This window comes from Bacillus sp. FSL R5-0447, from assembly GCF_038606125.1.
Taxonomy (GTDB): Bacteria; Bacillota; Bacilli; order Bacillales; family Bacillaceae; genus Bacillus; species Bacillus velezensis.
Map to the genome: position 1 here is coordinate 2918468 of NZ_CP152012.1, position 21965 is coordinate 2940432.

Here is a 21965-nt window from a genome sequence, read left to right on the forward strand (position 1 = left end):
CTTTTGTCGTCTTGTCCAAAAAACGTTCGCCAAATTTTTCAAGCCCCGCCTGAAGCGAGCTTGATGTAAAACGAAAACAGCTCTTCACCGTATAAATAACTCAAAGCGCTCCCGGCTGAGATGGCCGGCGCAAACGGAAATGGCTGCTTTTTACCAAGCCTGCCCCGGGCTGCGGCGCACATACCGTATACGGCTCCGATCATAACGGAGAGAAAGAATGCAATGAGCACGAGCTTCACGCCGAGCGTCAGGCCGATCACCCCAAACAGTTTCACATCACCTGCGCCGATGCCTCCTTTACTGACAAACATGATAAAAACAAGCAGAAAAAATCCGCAAACGGCTCCGGCAAACCCTGCATACCATGAATCCAGCGGAGAAAACATACGGCCGGCGATGAAAAGCGGAAGAAAAAACAGCAGAACCTTGTCAGGAATCAGCATATATTGCAGATCCGTCATAGTAACAATCATGAGCAGAGACAGAAATAACAGCGCGACTAACAGTTCTTTTGAGAAACCGAAATGAATGCCTGCAGCCGTGAATAAACACGCCGTCCAGCATTCCGCCGCCGGATACATAACCGACAGCTTCGCACGGCAGTTTCTGCATCTGCCTCTTTGCAGAATATAGGAAACGACAGGCACAAGCTCCCCCCAGGAGAGCGGCAAGCGGCAAAACGAACAGGCTGAACGCGGCGAAATAACCGAGATTCGCAGCGGGATACGGCACGCTGCTGTATAAAAAAAAGAACCGAAAATCAAGCCGAGAAAAAACAGAATCAAAAGCACTCAGACCACACCTTTACTATCAATCTGGCTCAGATTATAGCAAAGAAAAACACCATGACTGAAATGGCTGAAAATATATTTTCAGCATAAAAACACCCGGCAAAACCGTAAAATGGTCTGCCGGGCATCCGAGGGGCTGTCAGATAAGCCGCTTTCTCATTTCTGAAATAAAATATAAGGAGCCGGTAATGATGATGACATCATCCGCCCCGTCTTTTTGTTCTATCCATTCTTTCACACTGTCCGGGTTCTCATCGAAGCTCTTATCCGCTAGACTGCTTGCGTTATAAAGGGCTTCGGCGCTTGAAGCACGCGGAAAGTCAAATGATACAAAGTGAATGGAATCCGCTTCGGTTTCAAGCTTTTTAATCATTTCCTGATACGGTTTGTCTTTTAATGCGCTGAATACGACATGGACGTTTTTACCGGCAAAGCGCTGCCGGATCGTTTCTATCAGCGTTTCAACGCCCTCTTCGTTATGGGCGCCGTCCGCAAACACTAAAGGGCGGCTTTGAAGACGTTCAAACCGGCCCGGCCACGATGCTTTTTTCAGGCCGTTTCGCATCGCTTCTTCAGAAATGGCTGCGGCTTCCAGGCGATTCAGCCATTCAGCGGCCAATATCGCCAATGCCGCATTCTGCCTTTGGTGAATGCCGATCAGCGACGTTTGAATGTTTTCATAGCATTTCGTTTCCGTTTCCAGCGAAAAGCTTTCACCGGACGGAAGCGCCGCTTCATTAAACAGTCTGCACGTTTTATATAGTGACTGATACGGAGCCTGCTTTTTTTCGGCTTCCGCTTCAATGACGCCGAGTGCTTCCGGCTGATTGACGCCCGTAATGACCGGAATGGAATTTTTAATGATACCGGCTTTCTGCCCGGCGATCTCCTCGATGGTATTGCCTAAAATCGCCATATGGTCATGTCCGATACTTGTAATGACCGACAGGAGCGGATTCACAATATTGGTTGAATCAAATGTGCCGCCGAGCCCCGCTTCAAAAATGACAAAATCGATATCAGCCCGCTCCGCAAAATATAAAAATGCACACGCTGTAATGATTTCAAATTCTGTCACCGTTCCGGCATCGGTCTTATCAAGCTCATCGACTATCGGTTTTATGTCATTAACGAGCGTTCTCCATTCCTCATCAGAAATCGGCGTGCCGTTGACGCTGATACGCTCATTAAACGTAATAATGTAAGGCGATGTGAACGTGCCGACCGTATAACCGGCTTCTTGAAGCACGGAACGGATAAAAGCGACGGTCGATCCTTTGCCGTTTGTGCCCGCCACATGAATGGCGCGAATGTTCTTTTCCGGGTGTTCCAGTTTTTCCATCAGCTTTTCCATACGGAGAAGGCCTGGCTTAACGCCGAACTTGAGTCTGCCGTGAATCCAGCTGATCGCTTCTTTGTACGTATTAAACAATGAAATCCCCTCTTTTATACAACAAGGCGGTTTCTTAGGAAACCGCCCCGCTGTTTTATCAGCCTTTCAGCTCTGCAATCCGCTGCCGGACAGCTTCGCGTTTTGCCGCGTAGTCTTTCTCTTTTCCGCGTTCTTCTTCAATGACATGCTCAGGAGCTTTTTTAATAAATCCTTCGTTGCCGAGTTTTTTCTGAACGCGTTCGACCTCTTTTGTCAGCTTGTCGAATTCTTTTTGCAGACGGGCGATCTCCTCATCAATGTTAATCAGCCCTTCAAGCGGCAGAATGACTTCCGCTCCGGTGACGACCGCTGTCATCGCTTTGTCTGCCGCAGTGATATCCGTCCCGATTTTCAGCGTGCTCGGATTCGTAAAGCGTTCAACGTAAGAACGGTTCTTCTCAAGGCGGCCGGCAATGTCTTCGGTAGCTGTTTTAATGTAAAGCTCAACCTGCTTGCTCATCGGCGTGTTGACTTCGCTCCGGATATTGCGGACAGAACGGATTAATTCAACGAGCAGTTTCATATCCGCCGCTGCCTCTTTATCCGTATGTTCCGGCACCGGAACCGGCCAAGAGCTGATCGTGATTGACTCGCCTTCATGAGGAAGGTGCTGCCAGATTTCTTCCGTTAAGAATGGCATAAACGGGTGAAGAAGACGCATCGTCTGGTCAAGCACATATGCCAGAACAGAACGGGTTGTTTTCTTCGCCGCTTCATCTTCCCCGTACAGCGGAAGCTTTGCCATTTCGATATACCAGTCGCACACATCGTCCCAGATAAAGTTGTACAGGTGGCGTCCGACTTCACCGAATTCATAACGATCCGCAAGCTGGGTTACGTCTTCTATCGTTTCATTCAGTCTTGTGAGGATCCACTTATCAGCAACTGATTTTTCACCGGACAGATCAAGCTCGTCATACGTCATGCCGTCCATGTTCATTAATGCAAAACGGGAGGCGTTCCAAATTTTATTTGCGAAATTCCATGTGGATTCCACTTTTTCATAGCTGAAACGGAGATCCTGTCCCGGTGAACTTCCGGTTGCCAGGAAATAGCGCAGGGAATCCGCTCCGTACTTGTCGATGACATCCATCGGGTCCACGCCGTTCCCAAGGGATTTACTCATTTTTCTGCCCTGCTCGTCACGGATTAAGCCGTGAATCAGCACGTCTTTGAACGGACGCTCGCCGGTAAACTCAAGACCTTGGAAAATCATCCGGGATACCCAGAAGAAAATGATGTCATATCCCGTTACAAGAACATCGGTTGAGTAATACCGCTTAAAGTCTTCAGCGTTTTCATCAGGCCAGCCCATTGTAGAAAACGGCCAAAGCGCGGAGCTGAACCATGTATCAAGCACGTCTGAATCCTGTTCCCAATTTTCACTGTCCTCAGGCGCCTCAAGGCCGACGTACACTTCTTTTGTTTCTTTATGATACCAAGCCGGGATGCGATGGCCCCACCACAACTGACGGGAAATACACCAATCACGGATATTTTCCATCCAGTGCAGGTACGTTTTCTCGAACCGGTCAGGAACGAAGTGAACTTTCTCTTCTTTTGACTGAAGGTCAACCGCAGCATCGGCCAGCGGCTGCATTTTGACAAACCATTGTGTGGACAGGTACGGCTCAACAACGGCGCCGCTTCTCTCACTATGTCCGACAGAATGCATATGGTCTTCGATTTTAAAGAGAACACCGGATTCCTGAAGATCTTTGACGAGTTTTTTGCGGCATTCAAACCGGTCCATGCCGTTATATTGCAGCGCTTTTTCATTCATTGTTCCGTCTTCATTCATGACGAGAATCCGCTCTAAATTGTGGCGGTTTCCGAGTTCAAAATCATTCGGGTCATGGGCAGGCGTGATTTTAACGGCGCCTGATCCGAATTCCATATCAACATAATCATCGCCGACGATCGGAATTTCGCGGTTTGTAATCGGCAGAATCACCGTTTTGCCGATTAAGTGCTTGTAGCGCTCATCTTCAGGATGAACCGCGACAGCCGTGTCGCCAAGCATCGTTTCCGGACGGGTGGTCGCGATTTCAATTGAGCCTGAACCGTCTGCTAACGGATAGCGCAAATGATAAAACGCGCCCTGTACGTCTTTGTAAATTACTTCAATATCGGATAAAGCCGTTTTTGTGGCAGGGTCCCAGTTGATGATATATTCGCCTCTGTAAATCAAGCCTTTTTTGTACAGCTTGACGAATACTTCCCGCACTGCTTTGTTCAGCCCTTCATCAAGAGTGAAACGTTCGCGCGAATAATCGAGTCCGAGCCCCATCTTGGCCCATTGGCTGCGGATGAAATCAGCATACTCTTCCTTCCACTTCCACGTTTCTTCTAAAAACTTTTCACGGCCGAGATCATAACGGCTTGTGCCCTGTTCGCGGAGTTTCGCTTCGACTTTTGCCTGAGTGGCGATGCCGGCGTGGTCCATGCCCGGAAGCCAGAGCACGTCATAGCCCTGCATGCGTTTCATACGCGTAACGATATCTTGCAGCGTCGTATCCCACGCATGTCCGAGGTGCAGCCTGCCCGTCACGTTCGGCGGCGGAATGACGACAGAATACGGCTGTTTCGTTTGATCGCCGCCCGCTTCAAAATATTTTCCTTTCAGCCAAAAATCATAGCGGCCTTTTTCAATCGCAGACGGATCATATTTTGTCGGCATTGTTTGTTCGTTTGTATCCATGATAACCCTCCAGCATGTTTAGAAATGGCTGAGCAACTAAAAAAGAGCCTTCATCCTGATAAAGGACGAAAAGCTCTTTCGCGGTACCACCTTTTTTCATGAACAGATTTGTTCATGCACTTAAACGGATAACGGGTGCGGCCCGAATTTCTCTACTGTATGTTCAAGAAATTATGCTCCCGGGCGACCTTCCAATGAGACAGCATAAGAAGCCTTTCAGCACAGTAGCTTCTCTCTCTTCATGCGTCTTTCTTGTACTCTTCCCGTTCAAAGCAGGTGTATTTATATCAGCTCATGATCTTATTTATTATGTTCTTTATTATAGTAAAAGTGTTTTTGATTCGTCAATCATCTTTTCCAAAAACCGCTGCCGTCATACATAAATGGGCATGCACCCCGCCCTTTCCCTTACATACGATACATAGAAAGGCGAATGTGAGGAGGAATTGCCCGTGAGAAAAAAATTCAATTCTTATTCGCTCCCCCAGTGGGCCAGACAGGTCCGCCTTGTATCCGTGCAAGTCATTATCCCAATTACGATCTTTCAGGGGATCAGGACGATTTTCTTTCCGACGACTTTTGATGTCCTGCTGCTTGCCATCCTGCTGTTTTTAGCGTGCGCCCTGCATTTGGAATGGATATAAAAAAACGAGTCCCGTTATGAAGAGGACTCGTTTTCCGCTTTTATTTTTTTCTCCCGCTCAATCTGATGAACCTTCATGAGAAAAGGCTCAACATTTTTCATCTGCCAAAACGCTCTTAATAATTGCGTGCACTCTTCTTTTTCAGAGCCCCTTTGGCCGGTCTGATACCGTTTCAGCACTTTGTACATGGCGGACGGATAAGCCATATAGCTGAGAAACAGGCTGATTTCCGCTTCACGGAGCGGGAATGATTTGTGATACGTATAAAACCAGTCCAGACATTCCGGGCATGCTTTCGGATAGCTTCTGAACATTCTGGAGTAAAAGCCGAGCAGGTCGTTTTGCGGAGGGCCCAGCGCAGCTTTCTCGAAATTCGTGAAAAAGCCCGATCCCGCATCATTATACAGAAAGTGGCGGCTCGATAAGCTGCCGTGGTTGATCACCGCTCTCGTCTTGTCATGATCCTTTGCCGCGTCAAACCATTCTTCCAGACGTTCGAGAGCAAAATTGACGGCGGAAACCGTTTCTGTAAGATACGTAACAGCTTGCAGTTCAAAAGGTGAAAGGTACCACTCTTTTTCCGCCCGGTCGGCGAATTGTTCATAGACAAGCTTATCATTTTCCCAATCTCTTTTCGTTGCTTCATAAAAGCCGCTGATATCTTCAGTCCGGATTTGGATGTCCCGCACAGTCGCGGAGTGGAGCTTCGCGACCTCTTTAAAAAGGTGAACATGTTTTTGGTCCCGTTCCTCTTCCTGATCGTACTGAAGCCAAGGCATTAAATAATAAGAATTCTCCGTCTGTGTTCCCGCAAAAAAATCGCCGGCATACGTGCGGCAGATCGGCACAAATGATCGGTAGCCTTTCTCCTCAATCTCAATCATAAGATCCGTAAATTCACTGCTGCGGGCCGGCTTGAGCTGTTTCAAAGCAAAAATGCCGTAGTTTGAGTAGACCTTCCAAACATGCGGGCTGACAGGCTCAATATACTCAGCCGCCAGCCCGTATTCCTGAAGCACTGATTGGACTGCTTCCATTCCATTCACCACATTTTTACGGCCTCTTTGTGCTTACGCATGGCTGTTATTATATTCAGGTATATACAGAAGCTGACCTTCTTCAAGCTCGTCATCAAACGATAAAGCATTTGTTCTGATGAGCTGCTGGGATGTTATGTCATATCGTTCACACACCCGGTCGATAGTATCTTGCTGCTGTACGATACAAATTTTCATTCTTGAAAACTTTTCTTCTTCCCTTGTAAATAATTTTGTCAAGTAATGTGAGTTGTCATTTTCCTTCTGCTCGGTTCCCGTTGCCGCTTCTTCATTCTTTCTTTCAGGTTTAAGCGGCTCAGGCGGTTCAGCTTGCGCCGGCTCCTCAGGCGGCAGTTTGGAAAACTGAAAAGACAAATCGAGAGGCTTCCCGGTTTCCTCCTCCGGCGGCGCCATCTTCCTTACCTCAATTTCGAACCCTACTTCATCCTGAGCCTCTTCTTCAAGCAGCTTAGGAGCGCTGTAAAATTCCTCTTCCTGCTGTTCCGGAACGAACTCGCGATAAACGGGCGCCTGCTCTTCTTGAAAAACCGCAGGCTCATCTTCATCTTCTGCCGTCTCATGATCACTCTGACGGAGAAGCGGCTCGGCCTCTGGCTGCTCTTCTTTTTGAAGGAAGGGCTGTTCCGCAATTTTTGGTTTTTCTGCATGCGGAGTCAGAGTGAACGCAGGGAAAACCTTTTCGATATCATCTTTTGGCTCTTCCTGGACTTCTGCTGAATCATCCTCAAATACAGGTTCATTCCTCACAGCCGACATGATTGCAGGCTCCTCAGCTTCTTCCGGCTCTTCTTCGTGTTGGAAAGAAACGGGAGGAGGAGGCTCAGTAAAGGAAACAGGTTTCGGCACCTCTTCCTGCTCCCTCAGAATTGGGGCAGTCTCCCGCTCTTCTTCTTCCCGCTCCCTCAAAATCGGGGCTGCTTCCTGCTCTTCTTCTTCCCGCTCCCTCAAAATCGGGGCTGCTTCCTGCTCTTCCTCTTCCCGCTCTCTCAGAATCGGGGCTGCTTCCTGCTCTTCTTCTTCCTGCTCTCTCAGAATCGGGGCTGCTTCCTGCTCTTCTTCTTCCTGCTCCCTCAGAATCGGGGCTCCTTCCTGCTCTTCTTCTTCCCGCTCCCTCAGAATCGGGGCTGCTTCCTGCTCTTCTTCTTTGTGCTCCCTCAGAATCGGGGCTGCTTCCTGCTCTTCTTCCTCCAGCCTGATTAAAGGCGGGGTTTCTTCCTCGTTCTTCTCGGTTTCTTGTGCTGCTTCTTTTGATACACTCAAAGGTATTTCAGGCTCATGGCGTATCATTAATTCTGGTTCGTTTTCGTCCTCCGAATGATGTCCGGCAAGATTGATCATTTCTTCTCTGGCAAATTCAGGTGCCACGTACAAAGGGATCTCCGGCTCTTTTGGCTCGGATTCCTCAAGCAGCCCTTCAATTGCCAAATCAGCCTGAATGGTTAAGATCCTTGAATCCGTCAGCTGATAATCAAAGGCATCGATAAATACGAAAACATCATTGAGGTGGCTCACTTTATTTTTCGGAATCGTAATGTCCACCGGGAAACAATGAATGAGCTCGGCCGTGCCATCCTCCCTCGCCCTCACTTCCTCTACATGCCTCAGCTCCCTATCAAGCTCTTCAAAATGACTGCTGTGATCTATGTTGTACTCGCCAGTAAGTTCTAATGATCCTTTAATTGAGACATAATCATTTACTTCCTGCACCCTGATGTCAGGGTCTAATGAAATCGAAAGTAATTCAGAAACTTCCTGTCCTTTTTGGAAACAGATTGATTCTTCAACAGAAAATTGCAATCGGTGATTATGCGGCAAGTTCATATCCTCCTTTCATCTAATCCATACAATTAGATGTCACTAAAGGTGTATGCCGCAATCCGGAAAAATATGATAATGGAGGCATTGAAAAAAGCCGATACAAGTCTTGCTTGCATCGGCTTTTCGGTATCAGCGGCTGATCGCCTGGAACACTTTCTCAGCGGCTTGAATGGTATTTTCAATATCCTCCATTGTATGCGCAGTGGAGAGAAACAATCCTTCAAATTGAGACGGCGGCAGAAATACGCCTGCGTCGGCCATCCCTTTATAATACTTGGCGAACAGCTTTAAATCAGAAGATTTGGCTGCTTCATAGTTAATGACAGGCTCATTGGTGAAAAAGAAGCCGATCATTGAACCCGCCCGGTTAAACGTGTGCGGAATGCCATGTGCTGCAGCTGCTTTTGAAATGCCTTCTTCAAGCATATCGCCTTTTTTCACAAATTCTTGGTAAGATTCAGGTGTGAGCTGCTGTAACGTCTCAAGTCCCGCTGTCATGGCAAGCGGATTTCCTGACAATGTTCCAGCCTGATAGATCGGACCGCTCGGCGCGATTCGTTCCATAATGTCAGCTTTTCCGCCATACGCACCGACAGGAAGACCGCCGCCTATGACTTTGCCGAGACACGTTAAGTCAGGCGTCACGCCGAAATACCCTTGCGCACAGTTATAATCCACGCGAAAACCGGTCATGACCTCATCAAAAATGAGCAGCGCGCCATACTGTTCCGTCATGTCGCGAAGTCCTTGTAAAAAGCCTTCCTGCGGCGGAACAACGCCCATATTGCCTGCTACCGGTTCAACAATGACCCCGGCAATATCTTCACCGTACTCCCGGAATGCGAGTGCAACGCTTTCCAAGTCGTTGTATGGAACGGTAATCGTATTCATTGCTATTCCTTCCGGCACGCCCGGGCTGTCCGGAAGGCCGAGTGTCGCCACTCCGGATCCCGCTTTGATCAGCAGTGAATCACCATGGCCGTGGTAACAGCCTTCGAATTTCAAAATTTTGTTTCGGCCGGTATATCCTCTTGCCAGACGCAGGGCGCTCATTGTCGCCTCTGTGCCGGAGCTGACCATCCGCACGATTTCAACAGACGGCACACGGTCAATGACCAATTTGGCCAGTTCGTTTTCCACCTCAGTAGATGCTCCGAAACTTGTCCCGTTCTCGGCTACTTTTTTCAGGCTTTCAACGACCCGGTCGTTCGTGTGGCCCAAAATGAGCGGCCCCCAGCTCAGGACGTAGTCGATATATTCATTGCCGTCAATATCAAAAATTTTCGATCCTTTTCCGCGCTGCATAAAGATCGGGTCCATATCGACTGATTTAAACGCGCGCACCGGGCTGTTCACTCCGCCCGGCATCAGTTTCTGCGCTTCTTTAAAAGCGGCTTTTGATTTTTCATAGCTTCTCATCTGCCTCAGCTCCCGTCAAATGAAATCGTTACTCAGCAAGCCATCTTGCTGCGTCTTTTGCATGATACGTCATAATCAGATCGGCTCCTGCACGTTTCATGCCCGTTAAAATTTCCAGCACCATTTCTTTTTCTTTAATCCAGCCGTTTTGGGCTGCCGCTTTCACCATGGAATACTCCCCGCTCACATTATATGCGACCAGCGGCAGGTGATGGCGGTTTTTCACATCACGCATAATATCTAAGTATGACATAGACGGTTTGACGATTAAAAAGTCAGCGCCTTCTGCCGCGTCTGATTCAGCCTCACGGAGCGCTTCCAAGCGGTTGGCCGGATCCATCTGATATGTTTTTCGGTCTCCGAACTGCGGCGTGCTGTCAGCCGCGTCGCGGAACGGACCGTAAAATTCACTTGAATATTTCACGGCATAAGACATGATCGGAATATTCGTGAATCCTTCTTTGTCGAGCGCTTCCCTGATCACTGTGACAAAACCGTCCATCATATTTGAAGGAGCGATGATATCAGCGCCGGCTTTGGCCTGACTGACGGCTGTCTGAGCCAGCAGCTCAAGCGACTCGTCATTGAGGATTTCTCCGTCTTTCACGACGCCGCAATGGCCGTGATCCGTGTATTCACAGAGACACGTATCAGCGATGACGATCATTTCAGGATAATGCTTTTTAATTTCAGCAATCCCTTTCTGCACAATGCCGTGATCGTGAAAAGCCTGGGTTCCGCAGGCGTCTTTTTCTTCCGGCACGCCGAAAACGATGACCGACTTAATGCCGAGCGATATCAGCTCAGCCATTTCATCCTTTAACAAATCGAGTGATACATGATAAACCCCCGGCATGGAAGGAACTTCTTTTTTTCCTTCGAGCCCTTCAACGACAAATAACGGGTAAATAAAATCTGAGGGGTGAAGACGTGTTTCTTTTACTAAATCTCTCATCGCAGCGTTCGCGCGCAAACGGCGATGTCTGTTAAATGTTTGATTCATCATTATCAATCCTTTCCCGACATACTGCACATGACGTCCAGCATGCCTTCAATCGTATAAGTGTCAGGCACATGGGATGAGATCCCGTATTCCAAGAGCGCTTTCTCTGTCAAAGGGCCGATGCTGATATAGCTCGCACCGCTGTTTTCCCACGCTTTTTCTCCGTCTCCGACCGCGTGCATAAACGTATGGACCGCCGATGAGCTGGTAAACGTAATAAAATCAAAATGAGAGCGGGATGCAGCCCGTCTCAGCTCGTCCATGCCTTTTTCATCCTGAATGGTATTGTATAACACCCATTCCCTTATTTGATAGCCAAGCGGCTCAAGCTCCGCTTTTATGACATCGCGTGATAAATTGCCCTTTATCACTGAAATGGGTTCGGCAGCTGATGCGTGCCGTTTTAAAGTATCAGCCAGACATTCCGCCACATACTCGTCAGGCATCGCATCCGTCCGGGCTCCCCGCTCTTTCAGGGCGCGCGCAGTCTTTTCACCGACGGCTGCGATTTTTTTCCGTCCCGAAAGCGCAAGACCGTGCCGATCAAGATAGGAAAAAAAGAACCGGACACCGTTTACGCTTGTAAACACAAGCCATCCCGGCTCAGAAAGGTCTTCCCGGAGACTGTCCGCACATTCATCCGGGAGCGCTTCCTGAAAAGCGATCAGAGAGGCGGAAACAGCCGTTCCGCCGAGCGCCTCCACTTTTTTTCGGAACGGTGCTGCCTGTCTTTTGTTCCGGGTGACGAGCACGGTCTTTCCTTGTAAAGGAAGGTCAATTGCCATCCTGATCGAGCTCCTGTTTCACGCTGTCGATTAGTGCTTTGGCTCCTTTTTCAGACATCATCGCCGCACAGCGTTTCCCGATTTCTTCCGGATCACGTCCCGCCGCTGTTTCTTTATAAATCGTCTTTCCGTCCGGAGACGCGACAAGACCGACCAATTCAACCTCATCACGGTCATTGACGGACGCATACCCGGCTATCGGCACTTGGCAGCCGCCTTCCATCGCGTGTAAGAAAGCCCGTTCGGCTGCCACCGTGCGCTGCGTATACTCATCGGTAAATTGCGCAAACAGCTTCAAAAGCTCCTCATCCGACTCTCTGCATTCAATGGCAAGAGCGCCTTGGCCGACCGCAGGCAGACAGCGGTCCGGTTCGAGAAATTCAGATACGACATCATCTTTCCAGCCCATTCTCGAAAGTCCCGCAGCCGCTAAAATAATAGCATCGTAATCTTCCGTTTCAAGCTTTTGAAGTCTCGTATCAATATTGCCTCTGATCCACTTAATTGTAAGATCTGGGCGTTCAGCAAGAATCTGGGCGCTTCTTCTTAAACTGCTGGTGCCGATGATGCCTCCTTCTTTTATGTCGTCCAGCTTTTGATGCCCCTTTGAAATCAGCGCATCACGCGGATCCTCACGTTTCGGTATGCAGCCTATGACAAGACCCTCGGGCAAAACGGCGGGCATGTCTTTCATGCTGTGAACCGCCATATCAATCTCCTGATGCAGCAGCGCCTGTTCAATCTCTTTGACAAACAAACCTTTGCCGCCCACTTTTGACAGTGTAACATCAAGGATGCGGTCGCCTTTTGTGACAATCTCCCGGATTTCAAAGTTATAGGAAGGGTTCAATTCCTTCAGTTTGTTAATCACCCATTTTGTCTGGGTCATAGCCAGTTTGCTCCGTCTGGAACCTACCTTAATCGTTCTCATTTTCTTTCCTCCCGAATCTGTTTGGGCGCGTGCGTTAACTGAACCAATGGAATTGCGACAGGCTTCCGAGCAGGAAGTAATTAATCATCAGCACGAGAAAACATGCTGAATTCCATAACGCCGCCACTTTTCCCTGCAGTTCCTTAATCAATCTGATATATAAATAGTAGCTGTATAAAAGCAGCACAATAAACGAGCCGAGCACTTTTGAATCAAACCAGTACAGCGTTTCCAGCGACACATACGCCCAGATCACGCCTAATATCAGGCTCAACAGCAGCATCGGAACCCCGATGACATTTAAAACGTAAGCCATATAATCAAGTTTTGACAAATCTTCAATTCTCAACAGCCATTTTCCCCATTTTTTCTTCTTTAATAAAGAATATTGAAACTGATAAAGAAGCGAAAAGACAAAAGAAAGGGAAAAAGCGCCGTAAGACAGAATCGCCATTGTAATATGAATGACCAAAAGCTCTGAGACCAGCTGGCCGGAAAAAGCGGCCGAATGCTGATCCGTCGGTGAAAACGTATGGATCGCAATCATCGAGAAACCGATGACATTCGTGAAAAACACGATAAAATCAACGCGCAGAATCTGCGTGACCACAAGTGAGAGCGTGACAAGCACCCACGCATAAAAGTAAAGGGCCTCCGTAATATTCAAGACCGGAAATCTGCCCGTCTGCCACATAAAATAAGAAAGATAGACGGTTTGCAGAGTCCAGACAATAGAAAGCAACCAGAAGGCCATTTTCCCAGCCTTCCGGTTGTGTTGAAGAAAATCTATAAAGTAAAAAAGGACGCTTACTGCATAAATAACAATTGTCGCTTCATTAAGTCTTGCCATTGCTGTATCAATCATACAGCCCTCACTCACTTACAAGCGGACGTAAGCCCGTTTTTGCTTCTGCCTTTTGAAACGAATGAACCGTCTGGCGGTTATCCAGGCTTTTGTCCAGCTGGCGGCCGGCCTCTTCCTCAATATCGAAAATCTGCATAAACAGCTTCAGCTTTTCATCTGAATCCGCTTCAGCCGCAAGCTCTTTCGCTTTCAGAATCGGGTCGCGCAGCATTTGGTTAATGATGCTTTTCGTATGTTTGCTGAGAAGTTTTTTCTCTCTTACCGTCAGATGAGGCAGCTTGCGCTCAATGCTCTGCATCGTATCGGACTGGATGGACAGCGCCTTTTCACGCAGCGCCGAAATGACCGGCACGACGCCGAGCGTATTAAGCCACTGCTTAAACTCAACAATTGCCGCTTCAATAAACAGCTCGACTTTTTCAGCGGTTTCACGGCGTTCTTGTAAGTTGGCTTCAACGATTCCTTCAAGGTCATCAATATCGTACAGAAAAACACCTTCAAGATCGTTCAGCGCCGGATCGAGATCTCTCGGCACAGCGATATCCACCATAAATAACGGACGGCCTTTCCGCTGTCTGCCCGCTCTCTCCATCATTTCTTTAGACACGACGAAATCACTTGCGCCTGTCGAACTGATTAAAATATCAGCTTCAGCAAGTGCATGTTCAAGCTGGTTTAAGCTGCGCGCTTCTCCTGAGAAACGGTCAGCAAGCGCTTTTGCCTTCAAAAACGTTCTGTTGATGACCGTTACTTTGCCGATGCCCTGACCGTGCAGGTTTTCTGCGGCGAGCTCGCCCATTTTTCCCGCACCGAGAATCAAAATGTGCTTATTTGACAATGAGCCGAAGATTTTTTTCGCGAGTTCAACGGCGGCGTAACTGACGGAAACGGCATTGGCGCCGATATCGGTTTCGGCATGCGTGCGTTTGCCGACGGTCACCGCCTGTTTAAACAGCTCATTGAAAATGGTGCCGATCGTCTTTTCTGCTTGCGCCGTTTTAAAGCTTGAGCGGACCTGGCCGAGTATTTGCGTTTCTCCGATGACCATGGAATCCAAGCCGCACGCCACACGGAATAAATGCTCGATCGCCGCGTCACTCTCATAAAATTTCAGAAACGGAGACAGCTCTTCTTTCGGCAGCGAGAACCATTCGGATAAAAATGTCTTTATATAATAACGGCCGGTATGAAGCTGGTCGACCACCGCATATATTTCGGTGCGGTTGCAGGTTGACACGATAATGTTTTCAAGAACGCTTTTTTCTTCTTTTAAACGAAGCATCGCTTCTGCAAGCTCATCCGGCTGAAAACTTATTTTTTCGCGTATTTCAATAGGGGCGGATTTATAATCTACTCCCACAACAAGAATATGCATCGCTTTCATGCACCCCCGTACATCGCAATTTATTTATAATCATTCTAACATAGAATTTATTATTTATAATAATTATAACATAGTTTCTTCGGGAAAATGTGAACAGATTTCAAAAATGTTATGCTATAGTATAAAAAGCTCGTTTCCACTGTAATCATCATACTAAAAATCCTTTACTGCGGGTAGGTGACAGGATGAAAAAAACATCAATTTTATTACCGGGACTTCTGCTTGCCGCTTCATTATTCGCATGGCTTCAGAGCGGACAGGTTCACCTGTTTGCGAATCAGGGGGAATGGCCGGTGCTCCTTATGCTTTTGGGTGCCGTGCTCTTGTATCAGGGCAAAAAGGAAGCGGCCGGGCCTCACGTCCTGATCGGCATGCTTCTTTTCGGCATAGGTTTACACTTTTTCGCCAAACCTGAGCTCTCATGGTGGCCGGGAGATTTTGAAATGATTCTCTTCGTCTTCGGATTCTCCTTATTTGCGGCAGCCAGAAAAGAATATGTATACGAAGCGGCTGCCATGATTGGTTTTTCCCTCTTTTTATACTTCTTTAAACAAATTACGGCGTGGCTGGAGTCCGTCCATATTCCGACGGAACACTTCAAAACATACTGGCCGTATGTTTTCATCGGAATCAGCCTTTTATTATTGTTTATCAAGCGGAACAAAACTATACGATAAAACCCAAAACGCACTGCGTTTTGGGTTTTTCATTACCGGCTGATCATTTTTTTAATGGCTCCCCATGCTTCATCTTTGCCTTTTTTCGTTTCAGAGGAAAATAAAATCAGCTCGTCTTCAGGATCCATATCAAGCGTCTGTTTGACAACCTTTAAGTGCTTGTCCCATTTTCCTTTTGGAATCTTATCCGCTTTTGTCGCGATAACGATGACGGGAATGCCGTAATACTTCAGGAATTCATACATGTTCACGTCTTCAGCAGACGGCGCGTGCCTGAGGTCGACAATCTGCACGCAGGCTTTCAGCTCTTCGCGGGTCGTCATATAGGTTTCAATCATTCTCCCCCATGCTTCCCGCTCGCTTTTGGAAACTTTCGCAAATCCGTACCCGGGAACGTCGACAAAATGCAATTCATCATTGATGATGTAAAAGTTTAGGGTCTGTGTTTTCCCCGGTTTTGATGACGTTCTGGCCAAGTTTTTCCGATTGATTAATGAATTGATAAAAGATGACTTTCCTACATTTGATCTTCCCGCCAGCGCGATTTCCGGAAGCCCCCCATTAGGGTACTGTTCGGGTTTGACCGCGCTGATCACGATTTCTGACTTTGTGACTTTCATTTCTTCTCTCCTACTAAGGCATGTTCCAAAACGTCATCCAGGTGAGAAACGAATATAAACTTCAGTCCTTCTCTGACGCTTTCTGGAATATCCTCTATATCTTTTTCGTTATCTTTAGGCGCAATAATAGTGGTCAGGCCCGCTCTGTGCGCGCCGAGCGCCTTTTCTTTCAGTCCGCCGATCGGAAGCACGCGGCCCCGCAGCGTGATTTCTCCCGTCATACCGACTTCGCGTTTTACCGCACGATCCGTTAATGCTGAAACGAGCGCCGTGGCCATCGTAATTCCGGCAGAAGGGCCGTCTTTCGGCACCGCTCCTTCAGGGACATGGATATGAATGTCATACTTCTCATGGAATTTCGGATCGATTCCGAACTGTTCCGCTTTCGAGCGGACATAACTGAAAGCGGCCTGCGCTGATTCCCGCATGACATCTCCAAGCTTCCCGGTCAGAATCAGCTTTCCTTTTCCCGGTGACAATGACACTTCGATTGACAGCGTATCTCCGCCGACCGTCGTATACGCAAGCCCCGTGACAACCCCGATTTGATCTTCGGTTTCCGCCTGTCCGTATCTGAATATCCGTTTTCCGAGATAGTCGGCCAGATTTTTCTCTGTAACGGTAATGCGTTTTCTCTCCTCAGACACAATGGCTTTTGCAGCCTTTCGGCAAATGGCGGCAATCTGGCGTTCAAGCGTTCTCACGCCGGCTTCCCTCGTGTAGTAGCGGATGATGTCTGTAATCGCCTGGTCCCGAATCTGCAGGTTGCTCTTTGTGAGCCCGTGCTCTTTGATTTGTTTCGGAAGCAGGTGGTCCTTCACGATCTCCAGCTTTTCGTTTTCAGTGTAGCCTGACAGGCTGATAATCTCCATTCTGTCTCTGAGAGGGCCCGGGATGGAAGCAAGGTTATTCGCAGTCGCGATAAACAGCACTTTCGATAAATCGAACGTCTCTTCAATATAGTGGTCGCTGAATGTGCTGTTTTGTTCCGGATCCAGCACCTCAAGCATCGCCGAAGACGGATCGCCTCTGAAATCAGACGACATTTTGTCGATCTCATCCAGGAGAAAAACCGGATTTTGTTTGCCGGCTTTTTTCATCCCCTGTATAATACGGCCCGGCATCGCTCCGACGTATGTACGCCGGTGCCCGCGGATTTCAGACTCATCGCGCACTCCGCCCAGTGAAATTCTCACAAAACGGCGCCCCATGCTCGTACTGATTGATTTTGCAAGAGATGTTTTGCCGACTCCCGGAGGTCCGGCCAGACAAAGAATCGGCCCTTTCAGCGTTTTCGTCAGCTGTTTCACGGCCAAATACTCCAAAATCCGCTCTTTCACTTTCTCTAAGCCGTGGTGCTCTTTATCTAAGATTTCCCCGGCTTTTTTAATATCAAGTTTATCTTCTGTTTCATCTGACCACGGAAGGGCGATGAGCCAGTCGATATAGTTGCGGATAACAGAGCTTTCCGCTGAGCTTGACGGCACTTTTTCGTAACGGCTTAATTCCTTAAGCGCCGTTTCTTTGACACGCTCAGGCATGCCTGCTTCTTCTATCTTTTCCGTGAGCGACTGAACTTCGCCGGTTTTTCCTTCTTTGTCGCCAAGCTCCTTCTGAATGGCTTTCATCTGTTCACGCAAGTAGTATTCCTTTTGAGTGCGTTCCATCGAACGTTTGACGCGCTGACCGATTTTTTTCTCAATCTCCAGCACTTCTTTTTCATTATGAATGGAACGGATGACCTTATTCAGACGTTCTTTAATATCCGCCGTTTCTAAAATGTCCTGCTTGTCCTTTAATTTCAGCGGGAGATGAGAAGCGACGATATCCGCCATTCTGCCGGGCTCTTCAATATCAGTCACAGCCGCATACGTTTCTGCGGAGATTTTTTTAGAAATTTTTATGTACTGGTCAAAATGGTCCAGCAGCGTCCGCATAAGCGCTTCGTCTTCCACGTCTTTTGAATCATCCTCACGCATCAGCTGTATATCGACCGAAGTATAATCTTCGAGCTCGGTGTATTCAAGGATCTGCGCCCGCTGAATTCCTTCTACAAGCACTCTGATCGTACCGTTGGGCAGCTTCAGCATCTGTTTAATTTTTGTATAAGTGCCGACGGCGAAAATATCCTCTTCACCCGGTTCGTCTATCGAAATATCCTGCTGAGTGGCTAAAAAAATCATATGATCATGCATCATTGCCTGTTCAAGAGCCTGAACCGACTTGTCACGGCCTACATCTAAATGTAAAACCATTGTCGGGTATACCAATAAGCCTCTTAAAGGGAGGAGCGGGATGCTGCGTTTTGTATCTTCTGCCATGTGACTGACACCTCCGTGACTTTAGTATGAACCATTATAATACAACTTTTTCATCGTTGTACAATTCCGGGATCGGGCTTTAATCGGCTTATCCGCCTGCCCTGTATATAAAACAGTCTCTTCGTAGTATACCCTTTCTTTCTGTTCTGAAAAAGGAAAAGATGTCCTCCATAAAAAAACCCCATTATAAAAATGGGGTTTATACGGATTCTTTATTCATTTGGATATCAAACGGTTTTTGTTCTGAAGGAGGGTCAACCAATATGACGTCCAGCACTTCCTGGAACGTTTTTACCGCTTTAATGGTGATTCCGTCTATTCGTTTCAGAATGGACTGCTGATTTTCATATGGGATAATGACCGTTTTTGCTCCGGCCTGTTTTGCGGCTTTAATTTTCGGAATGACGCCGCCGATCGGTTTGACAAGCCCCGTCAGGCTGATTTCTCCCGTCATCGCCACCGTATGGTCGATCGGGATGCGGTGAATCGCGGAAAAAATCCCCGCGGCCATCGCGATACCTGCTGAAGGTCCGTCAATCGGGCCTCCGCCCGGAAAATTGACGTGAATGTCATAGTCTGAAGATTTGATGCCCATTGTGCGCAGAACCGTCAGAACATTTTCCACAGATCCCTTCGCCATGCTTTTGCGGCGGATCGACTTCGATTGGCTGCCGATGCTTTCTTCCTCTGCAATTCCCGTGATATTCAGGCTTCCTTTGCCTTTGTCCTGCGCAGGCGTGACATTCACTTCGATTTCCAGCAATGCGCCGCTGTTCGGCCCGTAGACGGCAAGTCCGTTCACGATGCCGACTTGCGGTTCATCGGCGATTTTCTGCTCATTTTTAGGTGTAAGCTGACTGGAATGAACAACCCATTCTATATCTTCTGTCGTAATTTCTTTTCTGTCCTCAGTCACCGCCATGCCGGCGGCGATCTGGATCATATTGACGGCTTCACGTCCGTTTCTCGTATATGTGGTCAGCACACTGAGAGCTTCGTCAGAAATCTCTTTCTGAATTTTGTCGGCTGCTTTTTTCGCAACGATTTTAAGTTCATCCTTTTCCAGCTCGCGGAAAAATACTTCAAGACAGCGCGAACGGATGGCCGGCGGAATTTCATTCGGCATTCTCGTTGTCGCTCCGATCAAACGGAAATCTGCCGGAAGCCCATTTTGAAAAATATCATGAATGTGATTCGGTATTTGCGTATTTTCTTCACTGTAATACGCACTGTCTAAAAATACTTTTCGATCTTCAAGCACCTTCAGCATTTTATTCATCTGAATCGGGTGAAGCTCGCCGATTTCATCAATAAATAGTACGCCGCCGTGCGCATGAGTCACAGCCCCCTGTTTCGGCTGCGGAATGCCTGCTTGGCCCATCGCACCCGCTCCCTGATAAATCGGATCATGCACTGAACCGATAAGCGGATCGGCAATGCCCCGTTCATCAAATCGCGCGGTCGTGGCATCAAGTTCAACAAATACAGCCTGCTTTTGAAACGGTGACTGTTTATGTTTTTTCGCTTCTTCCAATACCAGCCGCGCCGCAGCCGTTTTTCCGACTCCCGGAGGACCGTAAATAATGACGTGCTGCGGGTTCGGTCCGCAAAGCGCTGCTTTTAACGCTTTAATTCCGTCTCCCTGGCCGACAATGTCCTGAAAGCTTTTCGGCCGCACCTTTTCTGATAAAGGTTCTGATAAACTGATGGCGCGCATTTTGCGCAGCTGTTCCATTTCTTTTTTTGATTCTTTATCTATCGTCACTTTTTGTGTACGCTGGTTTTTGAGCAGATTCCAAAAATATAATCCGATGACTATCCCGAAAAACAGCTGTACAAATAATGCGATCCCTGTCCAACTCATGCTGGTCCCTCCTGAAAAAACGATTTATGTATCCAATTCATTCCTCTGTCCGCTAGTATCTCCCAGCAAAGCCCGGAATAAACATTTTCAGAAGGGTCAGGACAAGAAAAAAAACCTCCTGATCAATTCGAGTCAGGAGGTTTTGTCATGTTATGCTGATGTTTTATCTTGGCCGACAACTGTGCCGTCTTTTAATACAAGACGCGGTGCTTCACCGTCTGCGACTGTCGCTCCGGTAATGACACATTTTTCGATATCATCGCGGGACGGCAGATCAAACATGACGTCAAGCATGATGCCTTCAATGATAGAACGCAGGCCGCGTGCGCCTGTTTTACGCTCGATCGCTTTTTTCGCAATTTCAGATAATGCCTCGTCTTCAAATTCAAGCTCGACATCATCAAGTTCTAACATTTTCTTGTATTGTTTGACGAGTGCGTTTTTCGGTTTAGTCAGAATTTCAACCAGTGCCGTTTCGTCAAGCTGCTCAAGGCTTGCAATGACAGGAAGACGGCCGATGAATTCAGGAATCAGACCGAAACGGAGCAAGTCTTCAGGAAGAACTTTAGAAAGCAGTTCTTCTTTTTCCAGGTCTGCCGCTTTATTATCAGAGCCGAAGCCGATGACTTTTTGTCCGAGACGGCGTTTGATGATTTGTTCGATGCCGTCAAATGCACCGCCGCAAATGAACAGGATGTTCGTCGTATCGATCTGGATGAATTCCTGATGAGGATGTTTGCGTCCTCCTTGAGGCGGCACGCTTGCAACCGTTCCTTCAAGAATTTTCAGCAGCGCCTGCTGAACGCCTTCGCCTGATACGTCACGTGTAATGGACGGGTTTTCAGATTTTCGCGCTACTTTATCGATTTCATCGATATAAATAATACCTTTTTCTGCTTTTTCCACATCATAGTCTGCTGCCTGAATCAGCTTGAGGAGGATGTTTTCTACGTCCTCACCGACATATCCGGCTTCAGTCAGAGATGTAGCGTCCGCGATCGCAAACGGCACGTTCAGAATACGCGCAAGCGTCTGGGCAAGAAGTGTTTTCCCGCTTCCAGTCGGTCCGATTAAAGAAATATTACTTTTAGAAAGCTCGACATCATCCACTTTACTGTTGGAGTTGATGCGTTTGTAATGGTTGTATACCGCAACCGCAAGTGATTTCTTCGCCTGATCCTGTCCGATGACATATTCATTCAGAATCTCACGGATTTCCTGCGGCTTCGGAACGTCTTTAAATTCGACTTCTTCTTCTGTACCAAGCTCTTCCTCTACGATTTCTGTACAGAGCTCAATACATTCGTCGCATATATATACACCCGGTCCTGCAACCAGCTTACGAACCTGATCTTGCGTTTTTCCGCAGAACGAGCATTTCAATTGTCCTTTTTCCTCGTTGAATTTAAACATTCTTTCACCCCTTAATCTTGTCTCACTTTTTCTTTTACCTGAAGGGCAAAAGAAAACGGTTCTTGCTACGATCGAGTATGTATTGCATTTTACCATACTTTCCAGTAAGACGGTAACAATGTGTTTCGCACTTGCACATTCTATATGTATGACGAAAAACAGCCCGGCAATGACTATCTTGCCCCAAGAAAAAGAGTTATATCATAATTGTACAAAACAAGGCACGAATTAATCGCGCC

At 47.7% G+C, this 21965-nt stretch carries 17 protein-coding genes and 1 other annotated feature; of the genes, 2 read left to right on the plus strand and 15 right to left on the minus strand.

Features of this window, described 5'->3' with window-relative positions:
* Positions 1 to 38 precede the first annotated feature (38 nt).
* The 3 genes from NYE68_RS14610 to NYE68_RS14620 form a co-directional block, all read right to left on the minus strand.
* A complete protein-coding gene (locus NYE68_RS14610; protein ID WP_012118107.1) occupies positions 39 to 791 on the minus strand; it encodes an A24 family peptidase in 753 nt (250 codons plus the stop codon).
* A gap of 139 nt (positions 792 to 930) precedes the next feature.
* Entirely contained in the window at positions 931 to 2223 is a 1293-nt protein-coding gene (locus tag NYE68_RS14615; RefSeq protein ID WP_061860764.1) for a folylpolyglutamate synthase/dihydrofolate synthase family protein, read from the minus strand.
* Positions 2224 to 2281: 58 nt separating this feature from the next.
* Positions 2282 to 4924, minus strand: a complete 2643-nt coding sequence (locus NYE68_RS14620; RefSeq protein ID WP_015417930.1) for a valine--tRNA ligase — start codon at positions 4922 to 4924, stop codon at positions 2282 to 2284.
* A gap of 58 nt (positions 4925 to 4982) precedes the next feature.
* Positions 4983 to 5204, minus strand: a binding site (T-box leader).
* Positions 5205 to 5376: 172 nt separating this feature from the next.
* Here NYE68_RS14620 and NYE68_RS14625 point away from each other — a divergent pair.
* Positions 5377 to 5568 (plus strand): hypothetical protein, encoded by a 192-nt coding sequence (locus tag NYE68_RS14625; RefSeq protein ID WP_003152639.1) that lies wholly within the window; start codon positions 5377 to 5379, stop codon positions 5566 to 5568.
* Between the two features lie 14 nt (positions 5569 to 5582).
* Here NYE68_RS14625 and ysxE read toward each other — a convergent pair whose 3' ends face one another.
* The 8 genes from ysxE to hemA all read right to left on the minus strand — a co-directional run bounded on the left by ysxE (position 5583) and on the right by hemA (position 14822).
* The gene (ysxE, locus tag NYE68_RS14630; protein WP_040238959.1) at positions 5583 to 6605 is read right to left on the minus strand and encodes a spore coat protein YsxE; all 1023 of its coding nucleotides are present in this window, start codon (positions 6603 to 6605) and stop codon (positions 5583 to 5585) included.
* Between the two features lie 33 nt (positions 6606 to 6638).
* Complete coding sequence (locus NYE68_RS14635; protein WP_342493922.1) at positions 6639 to 8441, minus strand: LysM peptidoglycan-binding domain-containing protein; 1803 nt, start codon at positions 8439 to 8441, stop codon at positions 6639 to 6641.
* A gap of 132 nt (positions 8442 to 8573) precedes the next feature.
* On the minus strand, positions 8574 to 9863 hold the full coding sequence (hemL, locus tag NYE68_RS14640) for a glutamate-1-semialdehyde 2,1-aminomutase (RefSeq protein ID WP_012118112.1): 1290 nt from the start codon (positions 9861 to 9863) through the stop codon (positions 8574 to 8576).
* A gap of 28 nt (positions 9864 to 9891) precedes the next feature.
* Positions 9892 to 10866 carry a porphobilinogen synthase gene (gene hemB, locus NYE68_RS14645; protein ID WP_099686900.1) on the minus strand — a complete coding sequence of 325 codons (975 nt, stop codon included), beginning with the start codon at positions 10864 to 10866 and terminating at the stop codon, positions 9892 to 9894.
* Between the two features lie 5 nt (positions 10867 to 10871).
* Positions 10872 to 11651 carry a uroporphyrinogen-III synthase gene (locus tag NYE68_RS14650; protein WP_324636533.1) on the minus strand — a complete coding sequence of 260 codons (780 nt, stop codon included), beginning with the start codon at positions 11649 to 11651 and terminating at the stop codon, positions 10872 to 10874.
* The gene (gene hemC / locus NYE68_RS14655; RefSeq protein WP_324636532.1) at positions 11641 to 12582 is read right to left on the minus strand and encodes a hydroxymethylbilane synthase; all 942 of its coding nucleotides are present in this window, start codon (positions 12580 to 12582) and stop codon (positions 11641 to 11643) included. The genes NYE68_RS14650 and hemC overlap by 11 nt, the downstream gene beginning before the upstream one ends.
* Before the next feature lie 34 nt (positions 12583 to 12616).
* Positions 12617 to 13447 carry a cytochrome c biogenesis protein gene (locus NYE68_RS14660; protein WP_015417935.1) on the minus strand — a complete coding sequence of 277 codons (831 nt, stop codon included), beginning with the start codon at positions 13445 to 13447 and terminating at the stop codon, positions 12617 to 12619.
* A gap of 7 nt (positions 13448 to 13454) precedes the next feature.
* Positions 13455 to 14822, minus strand: coding sequence for a glutamyl-tRNA reductase (gene hemA / locus NYE68_RS14665; protein WP_003152628.1), 1368 nt, complete (start codon positions 14820 to 14822; stop codon positions 13455 to 13457).
* 194 nt (positions 14823 to 15016) lie between these two features.
* On the opposite strand from hemA, the gene NYE68_RS14670 reads away from it, so the two are divergent.
* Positions 15017 to 15508, plus strand: coding sequence for a hypothetical protein (locus tag NYE68_RS14670; RefSeq protein ID WP_014305520.1), 492 nt, complete (start codon positions 15017 to 15019; stop codon positions 15506 to 15508).
* A 32-nt stretch (positions 15509 to 15540) separates the two neighbouring features.
* Here the strand turns inward: NYE68_RS14670 and yihA are convergent, their stop codons facing one another.
* The 4 genes from yihA to clpX form a co-directional block, all read right to left on the minus strand.
* Positions 15541 to 16128 (minus strand): ribosome biogenesis GTP-binding protein YihA/YsxC, encoded by a 588-nt coding sequence (gene yihA, locus NYE68_RS14675; protein WP_007612895.1) that lies wholly within the window; start codon positions 16126 to 16128, stop codon positions 15541 to 15543.
* Positions 16125 to 18449: an endopeptidase La gene (lon, locus tag NYE68_RS14680; protein WP_324636531.1), complete on the minus strand. Its 2325-nt coding sequence runs from the start codon at positions 18447 to 18449 to the stop codon at positions 16125 to 16127. Before lon ends, yihA begins: the two co-directional genes overlap by 4 nt.
* A 199-nt stretch (positions 18450 to 18648) precedes the next feature.
* Entirely contained in the window at positions 18649 to 20313 is a 1665-nt protein-coding gene (gene lonB / locus NYE68_RS14685; protein ID WP_324636530.1) for an ATP-dependent protease LonB, read from the minus strand.
* 150 nt (positions 20314 to 20463) lie between these two features.
* Positions 20464 to 21726, minus strand: coding sequence for an ATP-dependent protease ATP-binding subunit ClpX (gene clpX / locus NYE68_RS14690; protein ID WP_007408149.1), 1263 nt, complete (start codon positions 21724 to 21726; stop codon positions 20464 to 20466).
* Between the last annotated feature and the right edge of the window lie 239 nt (positions 21727 to 21965).

Coding starts and splice junctions, on each gene's coding strand:
- ysxE (WP_040238959.1), bottom strand. CDS start 6,605: ATGGAAGCAGTCCAATCAGTGCTTCAGGAATACGGGCTGGCGGCTGAG.
- NYE68_RS14670 (WP_014305520.1), top strand. CDS start 15,017: ATGAAAAAAACATCAATTTTATTACCGGGACTTCTGCTTGCCGCTTCA.
- hemL (WP_012118112.1), bottom strand. CDS start 9,863: ATGAGAAGCTATGAAAAATCAAAAGCCGCTTTTAAAGAAGCGCAGAAA.
- lon (WP_324636531.1), bottom strand. CDS start 18,449: ATGGCAGAAGATACAAAACGCAGCATCCCGCTCCTCCCTTTAAGAGGC.
- clpX (WP_007408149.1), bottom strand. CDS start 21,726: ATGTTTAAATTCAACGAGGAAAAAGGACAATTGAAATGCTCGTTCTGC.
- NYE68_RS14660 (WP_015417935.1), bottom strand. CDS start 13,447: ATGATTGATACAGCAATGGCAAGACTTAATGAAGCGACAATTGTTATT.
- NYE68_RS14650 (WP_324636533.1), bottom strand. CDS start 11,651: ATGGCAATTGACCTTCCTTTACAAGGAAAGACCGTGCTCGTCACCCGG.
- lonB (WP_324636530.1), bottom strand. CDS start 20,313: ATGAGTTGGACAGGGATCGCATTATTTGTACAGCTGTTTTTCGGGATA.
- NYE68_RS14620 (WP_015417930.1), bottom strand. CDS start 4,924: ATGGATACAAACGAACAAACAATGCCGACAAAATATGATCCGTCTGCG.
- hemC (WP_324636532.1), bottom strand. CDS start 12,582: ATGAGAACGATTAAGGTAGGTTCCAGACGGAGCAAACTGGCTATGACC.
- yihA (WP_007612895.1), bottom strand. CDS start 16,128: ATGAAAGTCACAAAGTCAGAAATCGTGATCAGCGCGGTCAAACCCGAA.
- hemA (WP_003152628.1), bottom strand. CDS start 14,822: ATGCATATTCTTGTTGTGGGAGTAGATTATAAATCCGCCCCTATTGAA.
- hemB (WP_099686900.1), bottom strand. CDS start 10,866: ATGAATCAAACATTTAACAGACATCGCCGTTTGCGCGCGAACGCTGCG.